The 14,835-nt window shown below is 62.4% G+C and carries 22 protein-coding genes; 8 read left to right on the top strand and 14 right to left on the bottom strand.

All coding sequences use genetic code 11. The annotated features are described in order from the left end of the window. The first annotated feature begins 5 nt into the window (after positions 1-5). Together hpf and ptsN are read left to right on the top strand one after the other, a co-directional pair. On the top strand, positions 6-590 hold the full coding sequence (gene hpf, locus O7A61_RS07230) for a ribosome hibernation-promoting factor, HPF/YfiA family (protein WP_027143036.1): 585 nt from the start codon (positions 6-8) through the stop codon (positions 588-590). A 57-nt stretch (positions 591-647) separates the two neighbouring features. Next, on the top strand, positions 648-1,112 hold the full coding sequence (ptsN, locus tag O7A61_RS07225) for a PTS IIA-like nitrogen regulatory protein PtsN (protein ID WP_027056629.1): 465 nt from the start codon (positions 648-650) through the stop codon (positions 1,110-1,112). A 70-nt stretch (positions 1,113-1,182) separates the two neighbouring features. Here ptsN and O7A61_RS07220 read toward each other — a convergent pair whose 3' ends face one another. The 3 genes from O7A61_RS07220 to O7A61_RS07210 all read right to left on the bottom strand — a co-directional run bounded on the left by O7A61_RS07220 (position 1,183) and on the right by O7A61_RS07210 (position 2,258). Further along, positions 1,183-1,440 carry a DUF1150 family protein gene (locus tag O7A61_RS07220; RefSeq protein ID WP_015315721.1) on the bottom strand — a complete coding sequence of 86 codons (258 nt, stop codon included), beginning with the start codon at positions 1,438-1,440 and terminating at the stop codon, positions 1,183-1,185. A 64-nt stretch (positions 1,441-1,504) separates the two neighbouring features. Next, positions 1,505-1,930 (bottom strand): Hsp20 family protein, encoded by a 426-nt coding sequence (locus O7A61_RS07215; RefSeq protein ID WP_013893014.1) that lies wholly within the window; start codon positions 1,928-1,930, stop codon positions 1,505-1,507. A gap of 1 nt (position 1,931) precedes the next feature. Next, entirely contained in the window at positions 1,932-2,258 is a 327-nt protein-coding gene (locus O7A61_RS07210; RefSeq protein WP_156938169.1) for a hypothetical protein, read from the bottom strand. Here O7A61_RS07210 and O7A61_RS07205 point away from each other — a divergent pair. Beyond that, positions 2,233-3,177, top strand: a complete 945-nt coding sequence (locus O7A61_RS07205; protein WP_337129154.1) for a nucleoside hydrolase — start codon at positions 2,233-2,235, stop codon at positions 3,175-3,177. The two genes, O7A61_RS07210 and O7A61_RS07205, sit on opposite strands and share 26 nt — an antisense overlap. Positions 3,178-3,216: 39 nt before the next feature. Here the strand turns inward: O7A61_RS07205 and O7A61_RS07200 are convergent, their stop codons facing one another. The 8 genes from O7A61_RS07200 to O7A61_RS07165 form a co-directional block, all read right to left on the bottom strand. Beyond that, the gene (locus O7A61_RS07200) at positions 3,217-3,624 is read right to left on the bottom strand and encodes a hypothetical protein (RefSeq protein ID WP_337129153.1); all 408 of its coding nucleotides are present in this window, start codon (positions 3,622-3,624) and stop codon (positions 3,217-3,219) included. A 48-nt stretch (positions 3,625-3,672) separates the two neighbouring features. Continuing rightward, entirely contained in the window at positions 3,673-4,287 is a 615-nt protein-coding gene (locus O7A61_RS07195) for a LysE family translocator (RefSeq protein ID WP_337129152.1), read from the bottom strand. Positions 4,288-4,380: 93 nt separating this feature from the next. Then, positions 4,381-5,826 (bottom strand): amidase, encoded by a 1,446-nt coding sequence (locus tag O7A61_RS07190; protein WP_337129151.1) that lies wholly within the window; start codon positions 5,824-5,826, stop codon positions 4,381-4,383. Position 5,827: 1 nt separating this feature from the next. Then, positions 5,828-6,733: a ribokinase gene (locus O7A61_RS07185; protein ID WP_337129150.1), complete on the bottom strand. Its 906-nt coding sequence runs from the start codon at positions 6,731-6,733 to the stop codon at positions 5,828-5,830. A gap of 88 nt (positions 6,734-6,821) precedes the next feature. Further along, positions 6,822-7,202 (bottom strand): hypothetical protein, encoded by a 381-nt coding sequence (locus O7A61_RS07180; protein WP_337129149.1) that lies wholly within the window; start codon positions 7,200-7,202, stop codon positions 6,822-6,824. 22 nt (positions 7,203-7,224) lie between these two features. Beyond that, positions 7,225-7,695, bottom strand: coding sequence for a hypothetical protein (locus O7A61_RS07175; protein ID WP_337129148.1), 471 nt, complete (start codon positions 7,693-7,695; stop codon positions 7,225-7,227). Positions 7,696-7,917: 222 nt separating this feature from the next. Beyond that, complete coding sequence (locus tag O7A61_RS07170; protein WP_027143024.1) at positions 7,918-8,796, bottom strand: methylated-DNA--[protein]-cysteine S-methyltransferase; 879 nt, start codon at positions 8,794-8,796, stop codon at positions 7,918-7,920. A 135-nt stretch (positions 8,797-8,931) separates the two neighbouring features. Continuing rightward, the gene (locus O7A61_RS07165) at positions 8,932-9,426 is read right to left on the bottom strand and encodes a DUF2244 domain-containing protein (protein ID WP_027143023.1); all 495 of its coding nucleotides are present in this window, start codon (positions 9,424-9,426) and stop codon (positions 8,932-8,934) included. A 22-nt stretch (positions 9,427-9,448) separates the two neighbouring features. On the opposite strand from O7A61_RS07165, the gene nth reads away from it, so the two are divergent. After that, a complete protein-coding gene (gene nth / locus O7A61_RS07160; protein WP_337129147.1) occupies positions 9,449-10,255 on the top strand; it encodes an endonuclease III in 807 nt (268 codons plus the stop codon). On the opposite strand, the gene O7A61_RS07155 is transcribed toward nth, so the two are convergent. Next, entirely contained in the window at positions 10,249-10,704 is a 456-nt protein-coding gene (locus tag O7A61_RS07155) for a DUF2214 family protein (RefSeq protein ID WP_337129146.1), read from the bottom strand. The two genes, nth and O7A61_RS07155, sit on opposite strands and share 7 nt — an antisense overlap. Positions 10,705-10,925: 221 nt before the next feature. Here O7A61_RS07155 and O7A61_RS07150 point away from each other — a divergent pair, with 221 nt between their 5' ends. Then, positions 10,926-11,465, top strand: a complete 540-nt coding sequence (locus O7A61_RS07150) for a GNAT family N-acetyltransferase (RefSeq protein WP_337129145.1) — start codon at positions 10,926-10,928, stop codon at positions 11,463-11,465. Between the two features lie 88 nt (positions 11,466-11,553). Beyond that, positions 11,554-12,630 carry an OmpA family protein gene (locus O7A61_RS07145; RefSeq protein WP_337129144.1) on the top strand — a complete coding sequence of 359 codons (1,077 nt, stop codon included), beginning with the start codon at positions 11,554-11,556 and terminating at the stop codon, positions 12,628-12,630. Positions 12,631-12,716: 86 nt separating this feature from the next. Here O7A61_RS07145 and O7A61_RS07140 read toward each other — a convergent pair whose 3' ends face one another. After that, positions 12,717-13,199, bottom strand: coding sequence for an NUDIX hydrolase (locus tag O7A61_RS07140; protein ID WP_337129143.1), 483 nt, complete (start codon positions 13,197-13,199; stop codon positions 12,717-12,719). Between the two features lie 127 nt (positions 13,200-13,326). Beyond that, a complete protein-coding gene (locus O7A61_RS07135) occupies positions 13,327-13,635 on the bottom strand; it encodes a hypothetical protein (RefSeq protein WP_442921054.1) in 309 nt (102 codons plus the stop codon). Positions 13,636-13,714: 79 nt separating this feature from the next. Between O7A61_RS07135 and O7A61_RS07130 the strand changes: the two genes are divergently transcribed. Further along, on the top strand, positions 13,715-14,038 hold the full coding sequence (locus tag O7A61_RS07130) for a hypothetical protein (protein ID WP_337129142.1): 324 nt from the start codon (positions 13,715-13,717) through the stop codon (positions 14,036-14,038). Between the two features lie 184 nt (positions 14,039-14,222). Then, positions 14,223-14,804 carry an invasion associated locus B family protein gene (locus O7A61_RS07125; RefSeq protein ID WP_337105470.1) on the top strand — a complete coding sequence of 194 codons (582 nt, stop codon included), beginning with the start codon at positions 14,223-14,225 and terminating at the stop codon, positions 14,802-14,804. The last annotated feature ends 31 nt before the right edge of the window (positions 14,805-14,835 follow it).

The following is a 14,835-nucleotide window of genomic DNA, read 5'->3' as shown; positions in this document are numbered from 1 at the left end:
TTCAGATGAATCTGCGCATTTCGGGAAAGCACATGGATATCGGCGATGCGTTCCGCACACGCATCAACGATCGTGTCGGTGAAGCGATCGGCAAATATTTCGATCGCGGCTTCGCGGGGCACGTCACCGTCATCAAATCGGGCTCGCGCTATTCGGCGGATTGCATGATCAGGCTGGATTCCGGCGCCTCGCTGCAGGCCACCGGCGATGCCCAGGATCCGACGCTTGCCTTCGAGGCCGCCGCCGATCGGCTGGAGACCCGGCTTCGGCGCTACAAGCGCCGTCTGAAATCGCACAATTCGGGCAATGCCAATGGCGAGTTGACCGACATTGCCTATACCGTAATGGCACCGCTTGCCGATGACGATGAGGAAATCCCGGAGGATTTCGCACCGGCCATCGTCGCCGAATCAACCATGACGCTGAAGACCATGTCGGTGGCCTCAGCCGTCATCGAGCTCGATACCAAGGACAGTCCGGTGGTTGTTTTCCGCAATGCCGGAACCGACCATCTCAACATTGTCTATCGCCGGCCCGACGGAAACATCGGCTGGATCGATCCGTCCACGACCAAAGTCGCACAGGGATAAAAGCCGGCCGCACGAGGGGTGGGGACTGGCGCGGCAGGCGAACAAGGATTTTCAAGCATGGATCTGAGCGATCTTATCAGCGTTCCGGCGATCTTGCCGGCGTTGAAGGCGAACTCCAAGAAGCAGCTTCTGCAATTGCTGTCCGAGCGGGCCGCGGCGATTTCGGGCATCCCGGAACGGGAGGTGTTCGACACCATCCTGCAGCGCGAACGCCTGGGTTCGACCGGCGTCGGCAACGGCATCGCCATCCCGCACGGCAAGCTCGCCGGCGTGAAGCGAATCGCCGGCGTTTTCGCCCGGCTGGAAACCCCTGTCGATTTCGAATCGCTGGATGACCAACCGGTTGATCTGGTGTTTCTGCTGCTGGCGCCGGAAGGGGCCGGTGCCGATCACCTCAAGGCGCTGTCGCGCATCGCGCGCGTGCTGCGCGACGCCGACACGGTGGCCAAGGTCAGGGGGACGCGCGACGCCGCGGCGATCCACGCGCTTTTGTCGGACACGCAGGCCTCGCACGCGGCCTGAAGCCATCTTTTGTAAGATATCACCCCAAGGGCCGCTGTGAGCGGCCCTTTTCAGTTACCACTGGCCGACTTTAATGAATGGCGACGGTGGTCAGGTCGTTTTCCATGGCGCCAGCCAAGGCACGGTCACGCGCATCGGAAAGCAGGATCGGCTGGCCGTTGGCGCCAAACAGGGCCCACAGCTCCATACCGGGCGCGATTTCGCCGATGTTGGGGAAGCGGCCGAGAAGTTCATCGCTCGAGACCTTGCGCAGATAGGCGACCGAGCCTTCTCCAAGATGGGCGAACTCGCCGCTGGTCATGGTGATGGTTTCGTCAGTTCTGGTCATTTCAAGCCTCCTTGGCGCGAGGACGCCGCTCAAGGCCATCCCGCATGAGAGCCATCAGTGAAGATCAGTCTTTCACCGATATATTTATTTTCCGTACCAGCCGTTCAGACTCCGGCCGATCGAGGTCGATCGACAAAAGGCCGTTCTTCAGCTCCGCCGCGATCACGCGCATGCCGTCGGCCAGCACGAAGCAGCGCTGGAACTGGCGTGCGGCAATGCCGCGATGAAGGAATTCGCGCTCGGTATCGTCGGTCTGACGACCGCGCACGACCAACTGGTTTTCCTCCGTTGTCACATCGAGATCGCTTTCGGCGAAACCGGCGACAGCGAGCGTAATGCGTAGCCTTTCGGCCTTGCCGTCGGCACCGCTGAGACGCTCGATGTTGTAGGGAGGGTAGCTGTCACCGGACTTCGCCAGACGCTCCAGGGTCTTTTCCATGGCGTCGAAACCCAGGAGAAGCGGGCTGGAGAAAGGCGTCATTCGGCTCATGTTACACTGTCCTCTCAAGAGCGACATAAACTGGAAAAACCCAAATGGCATTTTTCCCGATGGCCTTGATATGGTCCGCCCCACGACCAAGTTCAAGCCACCAAAAGACCCGCCCAAAAAGACCAAGCCGTGGACTCACAGGAATAATCGACATGGCGCTTGAAACGACGCGCGGATGCAAGGAGAAGCGCGCAGGCCGGGACCGTTCCCCGTCGAGCGGTTCGGCAGCTTGCAGCCGGTTGGCGTTTTTCGGGCGCACGATCGGTCCGGTGAGCTGATGGCTAGCCAAACAAGGAATTGAAATGCCCCAACCACGCAAGATCATCATCGACACCGATCCCGGCCAGGACGATGCCGTCGCCATTCTGCTGGCGCTCGGCAGTAGCGAACTGGACATCATCGGCATTACTGCCGTTGCCGGCAACGTGCCGTTGAAACTGACCGAAAAGAACGCCCGCAAGATCTGCGAACTGGCCGGCCGGCCAGATATCAAGGTCTATGCCGGCGCCATCCGTCCGTTGGCGCGCGAACTGGTCACCGCCGAGGAAGTGCATGGCAAGACCGGTCTCAACGGGCCGCAACTGCCCGAACCGACGATGATGCTGCAGGAGCAGTATGCCGTCGATTTCATCGTCGAGACGCTGATGAAGGAAGAGAGCGGCACCATCACCCTTTGCCCGCTCGGGCCGCTCACCAACATAGCGCTGGCACTAATCCGCGAACCGCGCATTGCACCGCGCATCAAGGAAATCGTGCTGATGGGCGGCGGCTTCTTCGAAGGCGGCAATGTCACGCCGACCGCCGAATTCAACATCTATGTCGATCCACAGGCCGCCGATCTGGTGTTCAAGTCCGGCATCCCGATCGTGATGATGCCGCTCGACGTCACCCACAAGGCGCTGACCACGTCCAAGCGCATCGACGCTTTCCGCAAGCTTGGCAGCAAGGTCGGCATCGCCACGGCAGACATGCTCGAATTCTTCGAGCGTTACGACGAGGAGAAGTACGGCACCGATGGCGGGCCGCTGCACGACCCCTGCGTCATCGCCTACCTGTTGAAGCCGGACCTGTTCAAGGGCCGCCATTGCAACGTCAGCGTGGAAACCGCCTCGGAACTGACCATGGGGATGACCGTGATCGACTGGTGGAGCGTAACCAAGCAGGAGAAGAACGCCATGGTGATGCGCGACATCGACCATGACGGGTTTTTTGCGCTGCTGGTGGAGAGGCTGGGGCGGCTTAACTGACGTTTTTTGGACAGCGCGCGTTGTCACCAGCGCGCGCTGTCACCCATTGAGCAATCGATAGGTGTCGACGCCGTGCTTGTGGTGCTGCCGTTCAATAGGAACGAGAGAGCCAAGAAGATGCGGTCGCTCGACGTCGTCGTCGATCGATATCCGCGTGTTGTCGTCATCAAGGCGTACATCGTAGGTATAGTATAAATTGTGACCTACCATAGCATACGGGCTGATAGGCTTCACTCTAATGTCTTCGACCACGGCCATCACGCGTTGGGTGGCGACGACCGGATTGGCCTGAAGCTCTACAATCGCGACGGATTTCATCAGCGCAAAGGCGCAAAAGAAAGCGATGCCGACCACTGCGTCGCTGTACTCGTATTGCCAAATAAGCAAGCGATCCCGAAAGGAAACGTTTGATTTGCGCATAGTGAAGAATTGTGCAGCGGCGTACAATTCTTCAATATGTCTCTGCGAAAATATATGAAGAAGGCGCTTTCGTGGTTACTTCGACCGCGAAAACGCCAGCCACAGGCCGCCGCCGACCATGAAGCTGCCGCTGATCCTGGACAGGAGCTTGACGCGGCTGGCCGAGAGCATACGGCGGGCGCGGCCGGCGGCGAGCGCATAGGTCGAATCCGACATGGCGGCGAAGATCATGGCGGTTAGGCCCATGACGACGATCTGCAGCGAATAATTGCCCTGCGGCGCGATGAACTGCGGGAAGAAGGCGCCGAAGAAAATCAGCGTCTTGGGATTGCTCAGCGCCACCAGCAGGCCCTGCAGGAAGAAGCCGCCGCGTGGTTTCCGGGCGGTTCCGTCGGCGTTCAGCGTGCCCTTCGAGCGGAACATCTGCACGCCCATCCAGATCAGGTAGGCGGCGCCGATCAGACGCACCCACTCGAACCAGTGGCCCATGCCCGAGATCAACGTGTTGAGGCCGATGCCGACGATGGCGATCATGACGGCAAGACCCGCCTGTGTGCCGGCGACATTGGCGAGACCGGCACGAGTTCCGTGGCGGATGCTGTTGGCGATGATCAAGGTCACCGTCGGCCCGGGCACCAGGATGATGACGATGCAGGCAAGAACATAGGCGGCGTAGAGTTCCAGCGACATGATTTTTCCTCGCAATGCCGCTACGCGGCCTTTCAGGCGACAATCAATGCATGGCGGCGATAACGACGCAAGCCGGTGCGCGGCGCGCCTGGCTCAGGCGCCGGCCGGCCAGGGCAACGTCGTCTCATAGGCGGCCGCGGCCTTCAGCCCGGCGAGGTCGCCGCTTGGCCGGCCGATCAGCTGCATGCCCATGGGCCGGCCCCTGTCGTCGAAGCCGACCGGCACATTGACCGCCGGGCAACCGCCCAAGGTGGCGAAGGCTGACACCTGCATCCAGCGATGGTAGCTGTCCATCGCGCGCCCGGCGACCTCGCGGGGCCAATGGGTGCCGACGTCGAAGGGAAAGACCTGCGCGGTTGGCAGCGCGATGAGGTCGAAACGGTCGAAGATCGACAACAGCATCCGGTGCCAGGAGGTGCGCACGACCGAAGCCGCGCGGATTTGCGGCGCCGTCAGCCGCATGGCGTTCTCCACTTCCCAGACGGCTTCCGGTTTCAGTAGGCCGCGCCTGGCGGGATCGTCATAATGCACTTTCAGGGCGCAGCCGCTGCTGGCCTGGCGCAGCGTCACGAAGGCCTGCCAGAGTGCTTCGAAATCGAAATCCGGTCGCAAGGGCTCGGCCAGGAAGGATACATCCGTGAACCGTGCGAGTGCTGCCTCGCAAAGGTCGAGGATGCCGGGCTCGATCGGAAGATGGCCGCCGAGATCGCCCAGCCAGGCGATGCGGCCGCCGGTTGCCGCCGTCGCGAGCCCTTCAAGGAAGGAGCCTTGCTTCTCATAGGATAGGGGCGCCTGCGGGTGATAACCGGCCTGCACGTCGAGCAACAGCGCCATGTCGGCGACGTTGCGGCCCATCGGCCCCTCGACGCCCATCTGCGCCTGAAAAACCTCGAAGTCGGGACCAGCGGGCACGAGCCCTTGCGACGGCCGAAAGCCGTAGACATTGTTCCAGGCTGCCGGGTTGCGTAGCGAACCGCCGAAATCGCTGCCGTCGGCGACGGGCACCATATTGAGTGCCAGCGCCACCGCCGCACCGCCGCTCGATCCGCCGGCGGTGAGCGCTGGATCGAAAGCGTTCAGCGTCGGACCGAACACGTTGTTGTAGGTGTTGGAGCCGAGCCCGAATTCGGGAACATTGGTCTTGCCGATGATGATGGCGCCGGCGTCGCGGATGCGTTCGACGAAAAAGTCGTCTTCCTGCGGCACGAAATCGGCGAAGATCGGCGAGCCGAACGAGGTTCTGAGGCCCGTTGTCGAGGCAAGGTCCTTGATGGCAATGGGAAGGCCAAAGAGGGAACCGCTTCCATCCGTCCGCCTGATATCGGCCGCGTCGGCCTCGCGCAGGATGTCGGCGCGGTCGCGCAACGAGACAATGGCGTTGACCAACGGGTTGACCGCATCGATGCGATCGAGGAACGCCGTCACCACCTCGCGCACGGAGAGTTTCTTTCGGCGGATCGCGTCGGCGAGTTCGACAGCCGACAGGCGGCAGATGTCGCTGGCTGCGGGTACGGCATGTCTGGTGCGGGGGCGCATCATCTCAACGGGCTTCCTGCAAGGCCTGGTCGACATCCTTGGCCAGCGGGATTGCCGGCTGGGCGCCGGGCTTGAGGCAAGCCAGCGAGCCGGCGGCGCCGGCACGCGCCAATGCCTGTTCGAGCGTGAGGCCCGACGCCAAGCCGGCCGCGAAATAGCCGCAGAATGTGTCGCCGGCGCCGACCGTGTCGACCGGCGTGATCTTCAACGCGGGAACGGTCAGGAAATCGCTCGGCGTCGCAGCCATCACGCCTTCGCCGCCAAGCGTGACGACGATGGCGCGTCCGGTTTTCCCGGCAAAATCGCGCATGCGCGCCTTCCGATCGCGGCCGCTGAGCGCCAGGGCCTCGCCATACAGGTCGAACTCGGTTTCGTTGGCGACGACGTAGTCAGCCTTGCCGAGGAAGCCGGCCGCCTTGGCGTGGAACGGAGCCGTGTTGAGCACGGTGACCGCGCCGGCCGCCCTTGCCTGGTCGAGTGCCGCATCGATCGTCGCGAGCGGAATCTCATGCTGCAGCAGCACGACGTCGCCCTCTTTCAGAAAGGCTTTGGAGAGGTCGCCGGGCACCACGGAAGCATTGGCGCCGGCAACCACGGCGATGATGTTCTCGCCGTCGTCGCCGACCATGATCAGCGCCGTGCCGGTTGAGGCAAAGGTCTCTCCCACGCCCGACAGGTCGACCTTGGCCTCGCGCAGCAACGCCAGTGCCTCGGGTGCGAAATTGTCCTTGCCGACGGCGCCGACCATGCGCACCTGAGCACCGGCACGTGCGGCGGCGAGCGCCTGGTTGGCGCCCTTGCCGCCGGGCGCCGTCGTGAAACCGGAACCGCTCACCGTCTCACCGGGGCTCGGCAAGCGGTCGACATTGGCGATAAGGTCGAGGTTGATCGAGCCGACTACGATAATCAAGAAATGCCTCCTGCTGAATGCAGGGGAAGCTATCCTGCCAGGCCGGTCGATGCCAGACCACGCGAATGGTCCAGCGCGATTTGCCGCCTCACTCACACAGCACTGTGACGATGCCCTGATAGCTGCCGGCCGGGAAGATGCCGCTCGATTTGGTGGCGGTGAGGTCGACCTGCATAGCGTGGGTGCCATTGACGACCCTTTGCGGCACGTCCCCATTGTTGTCGACGCCCGAGCCATCGAGGCGGAAGACCGAGACGAAGGTCACGTTGGTGCCGCCGCCGCTCGGCGCGGACGAGAATGCCGCAGGCGCCGACGCTGAAACCGAATAACAGTCCAGCAGCACACGGACCGCGAAGGCGTCGGTGAAACTGGTGACCTCGCCCCGCATCGGCGACATCGACTGGGCGCCCGCGGCAATGGGCATCAATCCGACGGCCAGCGCCGTCGCCAGGTTCAGAGCATGTTTCAAGAACCCCTCCTTCGCGGGGACGTCATTCGCAACGCAGCGTTACCGTTGCCTGATAGTTGCCGTTCGCGAAGCGATTGCTGCCGCCCTTGGTGCCGGCGAGATGGACCGATACAAGGTCGGCGCCGGGGACAGTCAGGGCGGTGGAGGAACCAGTTTCCGCGATCGTGTGGGCGCCGCTGGCCGAATAGGTCGGTGTCCAGGTGATGGCCGTGCTGTCGGCGGCCGGCACGGTGGTGAGGGTCACTGGATCGACGCTCAGCGAAACACCCCCGGTGGTGGTGATCGTGACTGTTCCAGCCGAACCGCCGCTGTTGTGCGAGCTCAGCGACTGAAGGTCGGGGCTTACCGTCATTGTGCCGTTGGTGGCGACGACAAGCGTGCAGGTCGCGGTGACCGTGCCGTTGAAAATGACATTCTGCTGTGTGGCCATCGCAGCCTGGTCCAGGCACGCGACCAGCAGAGTTGCGCCGAAAGCGGCGCGAAACAACGTCATCGAAACCCTCCTATTAAGTCGGAATGTCCGAATTAATATGGGTCATCATCGCTTTAGCATGGTTAATTTAGCGTAAACTTAAATAAACCGCCAAAACAACGGCTGTGAAGAAACCGATGGTTGTCGCCGGTTGCGTCCAGAAATTCTCGAAATAATTCCCACTAATACTTCGCAATGCGAATATTCATATATTCCTTGGAACCGGAATTAAAAATCGACATTTCAGGACGAAATCTGCCCCGCTTCCCAGCCGAGGATGGCGCGTTTGCGGGTCAGGCCCCAGTGATAGCCGGTGAGATCGCCTGATTTGCCGATGGCGCGGTGGCAAGGCACCACGAAAGAGAGCGGGTTGGCGCCGTTGGCGGCGCCGACCGCGCGGCTGGCGCTCGGCGCGCCGATGCTGGCCGCGATCGAAGAATAGGTGCGGGCCTTGCCCATCGGGATCCGCAGCAAGGCCTCCCAGACGCGGACCTGAAAGTCGGTGCCGATCATGACGACGTGCAGCGGCTGATCGGCGCGCCACAACGTCGGCTCGAAGATGCGCGCGGCATAGGGGCCTGTCGCTTCCCTATCCTCGACATAGAGGGCGTTGGGCCAGCGGCCGGACATGTCGGCGAAGGCGGCGCGCTCCTCGCCGACGTCGCAGAAGGCGAGGCCGGCAAGCCCGCGATCCGTGGCCATGATCAAGGCAGTGCCGAACGGGGAGGGGTGATAGCCGTAGCGGATGGTGAGGCCAGCGCCGCGCGTCTTGTAGTCGCCCGGCGACATCGCTTCATGGGTGACGAACAGGTCGTGCAGCCGGCCGGGACCGGACATGCCCAGTTCAAATGAGGTTTCGAGCAGCGGCATGCCGGAATCGAGCAGCTTGCGCGCATGGTCCAGCGTCACCGCCTGCAGGAAAGCCTTGGGTGACAGGCCGGCCCAGCGGGTGAAGAGTTTCTGCAAGCCGGTCGGCGTCTCGCCGACTTCCTCGGCCAGTTCTTCCAGCGATGGCTGGTCGCGATAGTCGAGGCTGATCTTCTCGATGGCGCGGCGCACGATCTCGTAGTCGCTGCCCTCGGGCGTGATGTCCTTCTTGAGGACTGCCGTGTGTGTGCTCATGGACCTGTCTCCTTGGGCCGGAATATCGCCTCTTGGGGCGCCGATCGCCACCCGAAACTTGCCTTCTTGCAGCGCTTGCCCAGATAGACTCCGGGTCGAGCCCGGACGGAAAACCGCTTCTTTTCCTGGAATTGCTTAGCGTGCCTTGGCGGTCGCCAGCGCGCGCGCGAAGGCGGTGGCGAAGCTCTCGCGGGAATCGGGGTCGAGGAAGCCGCCGATCGGCACGTTCTGGCCCTGTGCTTCCACGATCATTCTGGTGATGCCGATCTCGGCGTGACGGGCGACCGAAAAACGCGCCCAGAAAGGGTTGAAGCGATGCGCTTCCGATTTTCCCGAGGGGGCCGTCTTGCGGATATCGAGGCTGGTGCGCGAGACCGACACTTCCTCGCGGGCGCGTGCGGCCCGATAATTGACGCGGAAGGCGATATAGACGGCAATCACGTCGAGGCCGAAGAAGCCGAACACCGGCCAGGCGCCGCGCGACAGGAAAAACGCACCCGTGACCAGCCAGCCGAACATCAGTGCGCCCATCAGGATCAGGAAGCCCGTCCGGCCCAGCGACCGGTGTGGGGTCAGCAATGCGTGAAAGAAGGGCTCATCAGCCTGAAACGAGGCGTTTGTGTCGCTCATGACAGGATATTATAGGAGGGAAATGGCCAGCCCCAAGTCCAAAGAATCTTCCATGCCCGAAAAAGAGCCGCCGTCCGGACGGCGCGACGGCTCCAATGCCAAGCCGCGTCCACGCCCCGCGCGGCGGACTTCGCGCTACAGCCCGGCCGAAGTGCACGAGATATTCCGACGCTTTTCGGTGCAGCGGCCAGAGCCGAAGGGCGAGCTTGAACATGTCAACCCCTTCACGCTGCTGGTGGCGGTGGTGCTGTCGGCGCAAGCCACCGATGCCGGCGTCAACAAGGCGACGCGGGCTTTGTTCAAGGCCGCCGATACGCCGCAAAAGATGCTGGCGCTGGGTGAAGCCAAGGTCGGCGACTATGTCAGGACCATCGGGCTCTGGCGCAACAAGGCCAAGAACGTCATCGCACTATCGGAGGCGTTGATCCGCGACCATGGCGGCGAGGTGCCCAATGACCGCGATGAACTGGTCAAGCTGCCCGGTGTCGGGCGCAAGACCGCCAATGTCGTGCTCAACATGGCCTTCGGCCAGCATACGATGGCGGTCGACACCCACATCTTGCGCATCGGCAACCGGCTTGGCCTGGCGCCTGGCAAGACCCCGGAACAGGTCGAGCAGGGACTTCTGAAGATCATCCCGGACGAATATATGCGCCATGCGCATCACTGGCTGATCTTGCATGGCCGCTATGTCTGCAAGGCGCGCAGGCCGGATTGTCCGGCCTGCGTTATCGCAGATATCTGCAAGGCAGAGGTGAAGACGACCAGCATTCCGGCACCGCTGGTGCCGATCACTCCGCTTGAAACGATTGCCGCCGACGATCAGTAGCCGTAGCCACGCGCCATCGCCGCGGCGAAAACCGGGATCAGCAGGAAGACGAACGCCTCGGCGCGGATATAGGTCTTCACTGAGGCCAGTTCGCTGACAGGCACGGCGAAGGCAGGATTGGCGCTCGCCTGCCGGCTCCAGGACAGGAAACGCACGGTCGGGATGATCGACAGCAGGCCGACAGTGCCGAATGCCGCCATCTTGGCCCAGAACACCCAGTTGTAGACGTAGAACTCCCAACCTTTGAGCCCCCAGGCGACACGGCCGATGCCGACGATGATGATGAGCGCGGCGATGATGCCGTAGTGACGGTCGATGCCGGCGAGTCGCTTGAGCGTCGCGGCCGGCAGGTCGCCACGGATCAGCACGAATTCGGCGCCGATGATCCCCGCTAGCGAGAACACCAGCAGATGGTGGATGATGGCGAGCACGAGGTCGGTGGTGTCCATGCGGATTTCCTTGGATCGGCGGCAGTGGCTGGCGCCTCAAAAAATTGGGACGTGCTGAATCAGCCGGCGTCGAAAATAACACCGCCGCGCGAAAATCCCATAGCGCCCGGATGTCGTGAAGGCTGCCGGACGTTGCGGCTTGGATGATGGTTCCTGGTTTCCTGGCTCTTGCACCGCGCCGGCGATTTGCTAACCGCAGGCCGTAACGCGAGGCAAATCCAATGAACACGACGCAAGCGACCATCGCCCCGGTCATCGAGACGCCGCGAACCATCCTGCGGGCACACCGGCTCGGCGATTTCGACGCCTATGCCACGATGTGGGCCGATCCCGTCGTCACCCGTTTCATCGGCGGCAAGCCGCGCACGCGTGAGGAAAGCTGGATGCGCTTCCTGCGCCACGCCGGCCTGTGGTCGCTGATCGGCTACGGCTTCTGGGCGATCGAGGAGAAAGCGACTGGCCGCTTCGTCGGCGAGGCCGGGTTCCACGATCTGAAGCGCGACATGGAGCCGTCGATCGAAGGTATCCCCGAGGCGGGGTGGGCGCTCGCTCCGGCCGCGCACGGCGCCGGCCTTGCCACGGAGATCGTCAGCCGCGTGCATGGCTGGGGCAACGAGACGTTCGGACTTGCCAGAACCGTCTGCATCATCGATCCCGACAATACGGCCTCCTTAAACGTCGCCAGGAAGTGCGGGTATACCGAACTGACGCAGATCCTCTATCACGACGCCCCGATGATCCTGCTGGAGCGGCTGCCCTGAGCGGCGTCATCGGCTGGACATACCCGCTCTGCTAGCATCGAGCCTCAAGCGAGGGGATCGATCGATGCATGCATTAAAGTCGACAATCATGAGGGTTTTCTGGGCGGGGCTTGTTCTCGCGCTGACAGTGCGGCTCGCGGCAGCCGACGCGACGGTGCCGACCGCCGATATCGCGGGCGCCGCCGACAATCAACTGGCGAAGCGCTACGAAGGCTCTTTCATCGTGTCCTACGCAAAGCTTGCCTTTACCGACTTCAGCGTACCGCTGTCGCCCCTGAAGCCAAGTGCAGATCCCAACGCGCGCGACGCCATGAACAATCGCGTTTTCGCGCCGGACAAGAAGGCCGAGGTGGAGGGTGCCCTGACCCGTATCGCCTATGTGCTGCCGGCCGAGCGCTCGCCGCTCGAGGTGCTGCGCAATTATCAGGATGTGATCAAGGCAGCAGGCGGCGAAGTCCTGTTCGAGTGCAAGAAGGAGGAATGTGGCGGCGCTGCCGACCGCTCGTCGAGCGGCGGCGGCGGCGACATGAGCCTGACGATGTATTCCTTCCATGAAAGCGATCTCAAGGACGCGGCATTCTCCAATGGCGCTTGCGTTTTGGCTACCGGCATCAGCGACCAGCGCTATTTCTCGGCCAAGGTGCCGCAGGATGGCGGCGACGCCTATGTCACCGTGCAGACCTATTCGTTGACCGACGATCTCTACTGCAAGGAACTCAACGGTCGCACCGTCGCCGTAGTGCAGGTGCTGGAACCCAAGGCGCGCGACAAGAAAATGGCGATCGTCGAAGCTGCCAAGATGGCGGACTCGCTCTCCGCCACCGGCAGCATCTCCCTCTACGGCATCTTCTTCGACACCGACAAGGCTGGCATCAAGCCGGAGTCCGAGCCGACGCTGAAGGAGATTTCGACGCTTTTGACCAATGAGCCCGGGATGACCGTGATCGTCGTCGGCCATACCGACAATCAGGGCGCCTTCGATTACAATCTCGACCTGTCGTCCCGGCGGGCGCAGGCGGTCAAGGCGGCGCTCGTGGCGAAATACGGGATCGATGGGTCGCGGCTTACGGCGGCCGGAGCCGGCATGATGGCGCCCGTCGCCAGCAATGACGAGGAGACCGGCCGCGCCAAGAACCGTCGGGTGGTTCTGGTCAAGTTGAACTAAGCGCTTTCGAGCGCTTCAAACTCTTTGTTGCGACGCAATCCGGACGGGAAACCCACCCACACTTTTCCGCGCGAATGGCTGTGGGCCTATAGCGGCCCGCCGGCGATCGGCGCGGGCTTGGGCAGCGCCAAGGTGTTCACCAGCGTCGAGAGATCGGGCTCGTCGATGAGCATCGCGGCCTCGGCCGGCGCCAGCCAGGCCCGCTGCCGCCGTTTGGCCTCCTGCCAGTCGGCAAGCTCTTCCGTCACTTCCAGCAGGAACACGATGACGTCGACGCGGACAAAGCGGTTGGCCAAGCGTTTCCAGTAGGAATAGGTGCCCGCCGGCTGCTTCAGTGTTTTGCCAAGCACGCCGGCTTCCTCCAGCGCCTCGATGGTGGCTGCCTTGCGCCCGCTCTTGCCTTTCATCGGCCACCCCTTGGGCACGATGAAGCGCCTCGTCGTTCTCGATGTGACCAGCATCACCTCGATTCCGCCGCGCGGGTTCAGCCGAAAGGGAATGGCCGCCACCTGGCGGATCCTTTCGCCTTTCTTGGCCTGGCGCACGGCCTTTTTCTTGGTGGCTGCCATCTTGATAATCCAGTCGCTGCAATGCCCCTTAGCGTGATGCGACGCCTTTGCAAAATCCAAACTGCCGCAGGGGCACCTAAAGTGCCCTACCATGTAAGTCGGCTAAATAAAAGAAGATGCCCGTCGATCAGCGGCAGGTGCTGACGGCGGTGTTTCCGATTATCTGCGTCTGGCAGCTCGGCCTGACCTGCGGAACGACAGGCGGCGGCTGCTGGACGATAACGCGATCCTGGGCACGATATTGCTGTTGCTGTTGCTGAAATTGCTGCCGCTGAACCCGGCTCTGCAAGGCCTGCAGGTCATTCTGCTGGATGAGCACATTGTTCCTGGCCGCAGGATCGAGCACCTGCGCGGAAGCAGGCGATGCAAAGCCGACGAAAGCCGCCCCGGCCAGTACCGCCAGTACGAAACTCATAGGTGTACGACGCATGTACATCCGCTCATTCCTGCAAAAAAACCTCATCGCACCAGATATATAGGGTGTTTGTCCTGCGATGCCATGGCGGGAATACGACGTGGACCTCAACAACCTCGACGGCGAAGCTCCGCTGAACTTCCTGTCGATCGACAAGCTTTTCACCGAATATGTGGTGGCCAAGGGTTCGGCGATGGCCGATTCCGGCATCGAGGCGAAGACCTTGCATCCGGCAGTGGACTTCAACGTCCAGTTCAAGGTGGACAACGGCACCGATCTCGTTCTCTACGCCGACGATCCGACCTTCCTCGAACTGGCGCAGGATCCGGGTTCCGGCCCCCACCGATCCGGGCGTGTTCCAGATGGCGCAGTGGCCGCTTTGCGGCTGCGGAGAATCTGCCCGGCTATCCGGCATTGCACTTGACGGAAGCGATCGATTCGCCCCTCTATCGGGTCGGCGCCGGCCTCGAGCTGAAAGGCGTCAATGGCGTCGGCATGTCCGTCAGGTATAATGGCGCCTTCGGGGAAACGGTCAAACAGAATGCAGTCAGCGCGTCTCTCAAGGTCAGTTTCTAGACTGGCTCGAGGCGGAGCCGGGAGAGGTCTTGATGAGGAAATACGCGTATTTCGCAGCAGTGCTGGGTGCCGCCTGTATCGCCGGCCTGCCGGCCATGGCGGCGCAAACCAAGAGCGACAAGGTGACGGCAACACCGCCCGCCGCAGTTGACGCGCCGCAGCTGCCCGGCGGTGCATCGGCCTTGTCCGAAACTCACGGCGACTGGACGGTCAATTGCCAGATATCGGGCACGAACAAGGTCTGCAGCCTGTCGCATCAGCAGTTCAACAAGCAAAGCAACCAGCGGCTGCTGGCGATCGAGCTGTCGAGCAAGACCGGCGAGGATGCGACCGGAACCCTTGCCCTGCCGTTCGGCCTGGCGCTTGCCAAGGGTGTCGCGCTGACCATAGACGACCAGAAGCTCGATGGCAGCCTGCCGTTCAACACCTGCCAGGTGGTCGGCTGCCTTGTGCCGGTGGCGTTCGATGCCAATGTCACGCCGCTGCTGAAGAACGGCACCACACTCAAGATCGACGCGTTCGCGGCCGATACCGGGCAAGTCGTAAGCTTTTCAATTCCGCTCAATGGCTTCGGCGGGGCGCTTGCCCGCACGGCTGAGCTTTTGGCCAACTGACGGCTTAGCGCACAGCACGCAACAGGATGTT

Source organism: Mesorhizobium sp. Cs1321R2N1 (assembly GCF_037179725.1).
In the GTDB taxonomy this organism is placed as follows: Bacteria; Pseudomonadota; Alphaproteobacteria; order Rhizobiales; family Rhizobiaceae; genus Mesorhizobium; species Mesorhizobium salmacidum.
This window is presented reverse-complemented; position numbering and strand designations above follow the sequence as displayed.

Bases quoted from the DNA above. Each gene is read 5' to 3' on its own strand.
- O7A61_RS07135 (WP_442921054.1), bottom strand. From the start codon at position 13,635: ATGTACATGCGTCGTACACCTATGAGTTTCGTACTGGCGGTACTGGCC.
- O7A61_RS07165 (WP_027143023.1), bottom strand. From the start codon at position 9,426: ATGAGCGACACAAACGCCTCGTTTCAGGCTGATGAGCCCTTCTTTCAC.
- nth (WP_337129147.1), top strand. From the start codon at position 9,449: ATGGCCAGCCCCAAGTCCAAAGAATCTTCCATGCCCGAAAAAGAGCCG.
- O7A61_RS07155 (WP_337129146.1), bottom strand. From the start codon at position 10,704: ATGGACACCACCGACCTCGTGCTCGCCATCATCCACCATCTGCTGGTG.
- O7A61_RS07195 (WP_337129152.1), bottom strand. From the start codon at position 4,287: ATGTCGCTGGAACTCTACGCCGCCTATGTTCTTGCCTGCATCGTCATC.
- O7A61_RS07140 (WP_337129143.1), bottom strand. From the start codon at position 13,199: ATGGCAGCCACCAAGAAAAAGGCCGTGCGCCAGGCCAAGAAAGGCGAA.
- O7A61_RS07210 (WP_156938169.1), bottom strand. From the start codon at position 2,258: ATGATGATCTTGCGTGGTTGGGGCATTTCAATTCCTTGTTTGGCTAGC.
- O7A61_RS07145 (WP_337129144.1), top strand. From the start codon at position 11,554: ATGAGGGTTTTCTGGGCGGGGCTTGTTCTCGCGCTGACAGTGCGGCTC.
- O7A61_RS07220 (WP_015315721.1), bottom strand. From the start codon at position 1,440: ATGACCAGAACTGACGAAACCATCACCATGACCAGCGGCGAGTTCGCC.
- O7A61_RS07170 (WP_027143024.1), bottom strand. From the start codon at position 8,796: ATGAGCACACACACGGCAGTCCTCAAGAAGGACATCACGCCCGAGGGC.
- O7A61_RS07125 (WP_337105470.1), top strand. From the start codon at position 14,223: ATGAGGAAATACGCGTATTTCGCAGCAGTGCTGGGTGCCGCCTGTATC.
- O7A61_RS07150 (WP_337129145.1), top strand. From the start codon at position 10,926: ATGAACACGACGCAAGCGACCATCGCCCCGGTCATCGAGACGCCGCGA.
- O7A61_RS07205 (WP_337129154.1), top strand. From the start codon at position 2,233: ATGCCCCAACCACGCAAGATCATCATCGACACCGATCCCGGCCAGGAC.
- O7A61_RS07175 (WP_337129148.1), bottom strand. From the start codon at position 7,695: ATGACGTTGTTTCGCGCCGCTTTCGGCGCAACTCTGCTGGTCGCGTGC.
- O7A61_RS07190 (WP_337129151.1), bottom strand. From the start codon at position 5,826: ATGATGCGCCCCCGCACCAGACATGCCGTACCCGCAGCCAGCGACATC.
- ptsN (WP_027056629.1), top strand. From the start codon at position 648: ATGGATCTGAGCGATCTTATCAGCGTTCCGGCGATCTTGCCGGCGTTG.
- O7A61_RS07215 (WP_013893014.1), bottom strand. From the start codon at position 1,930: ATGAGCCGAATGACGCCTTTCTCCAGCCCGCTTCTCCTGGGTTTCGAC.
- hpf (WP_027143036.1), top strand. From the start codon at position 6: ATGAATCTGCGCATTTCGGGAAAGCACATGGATATCGGCGATGCGTTC.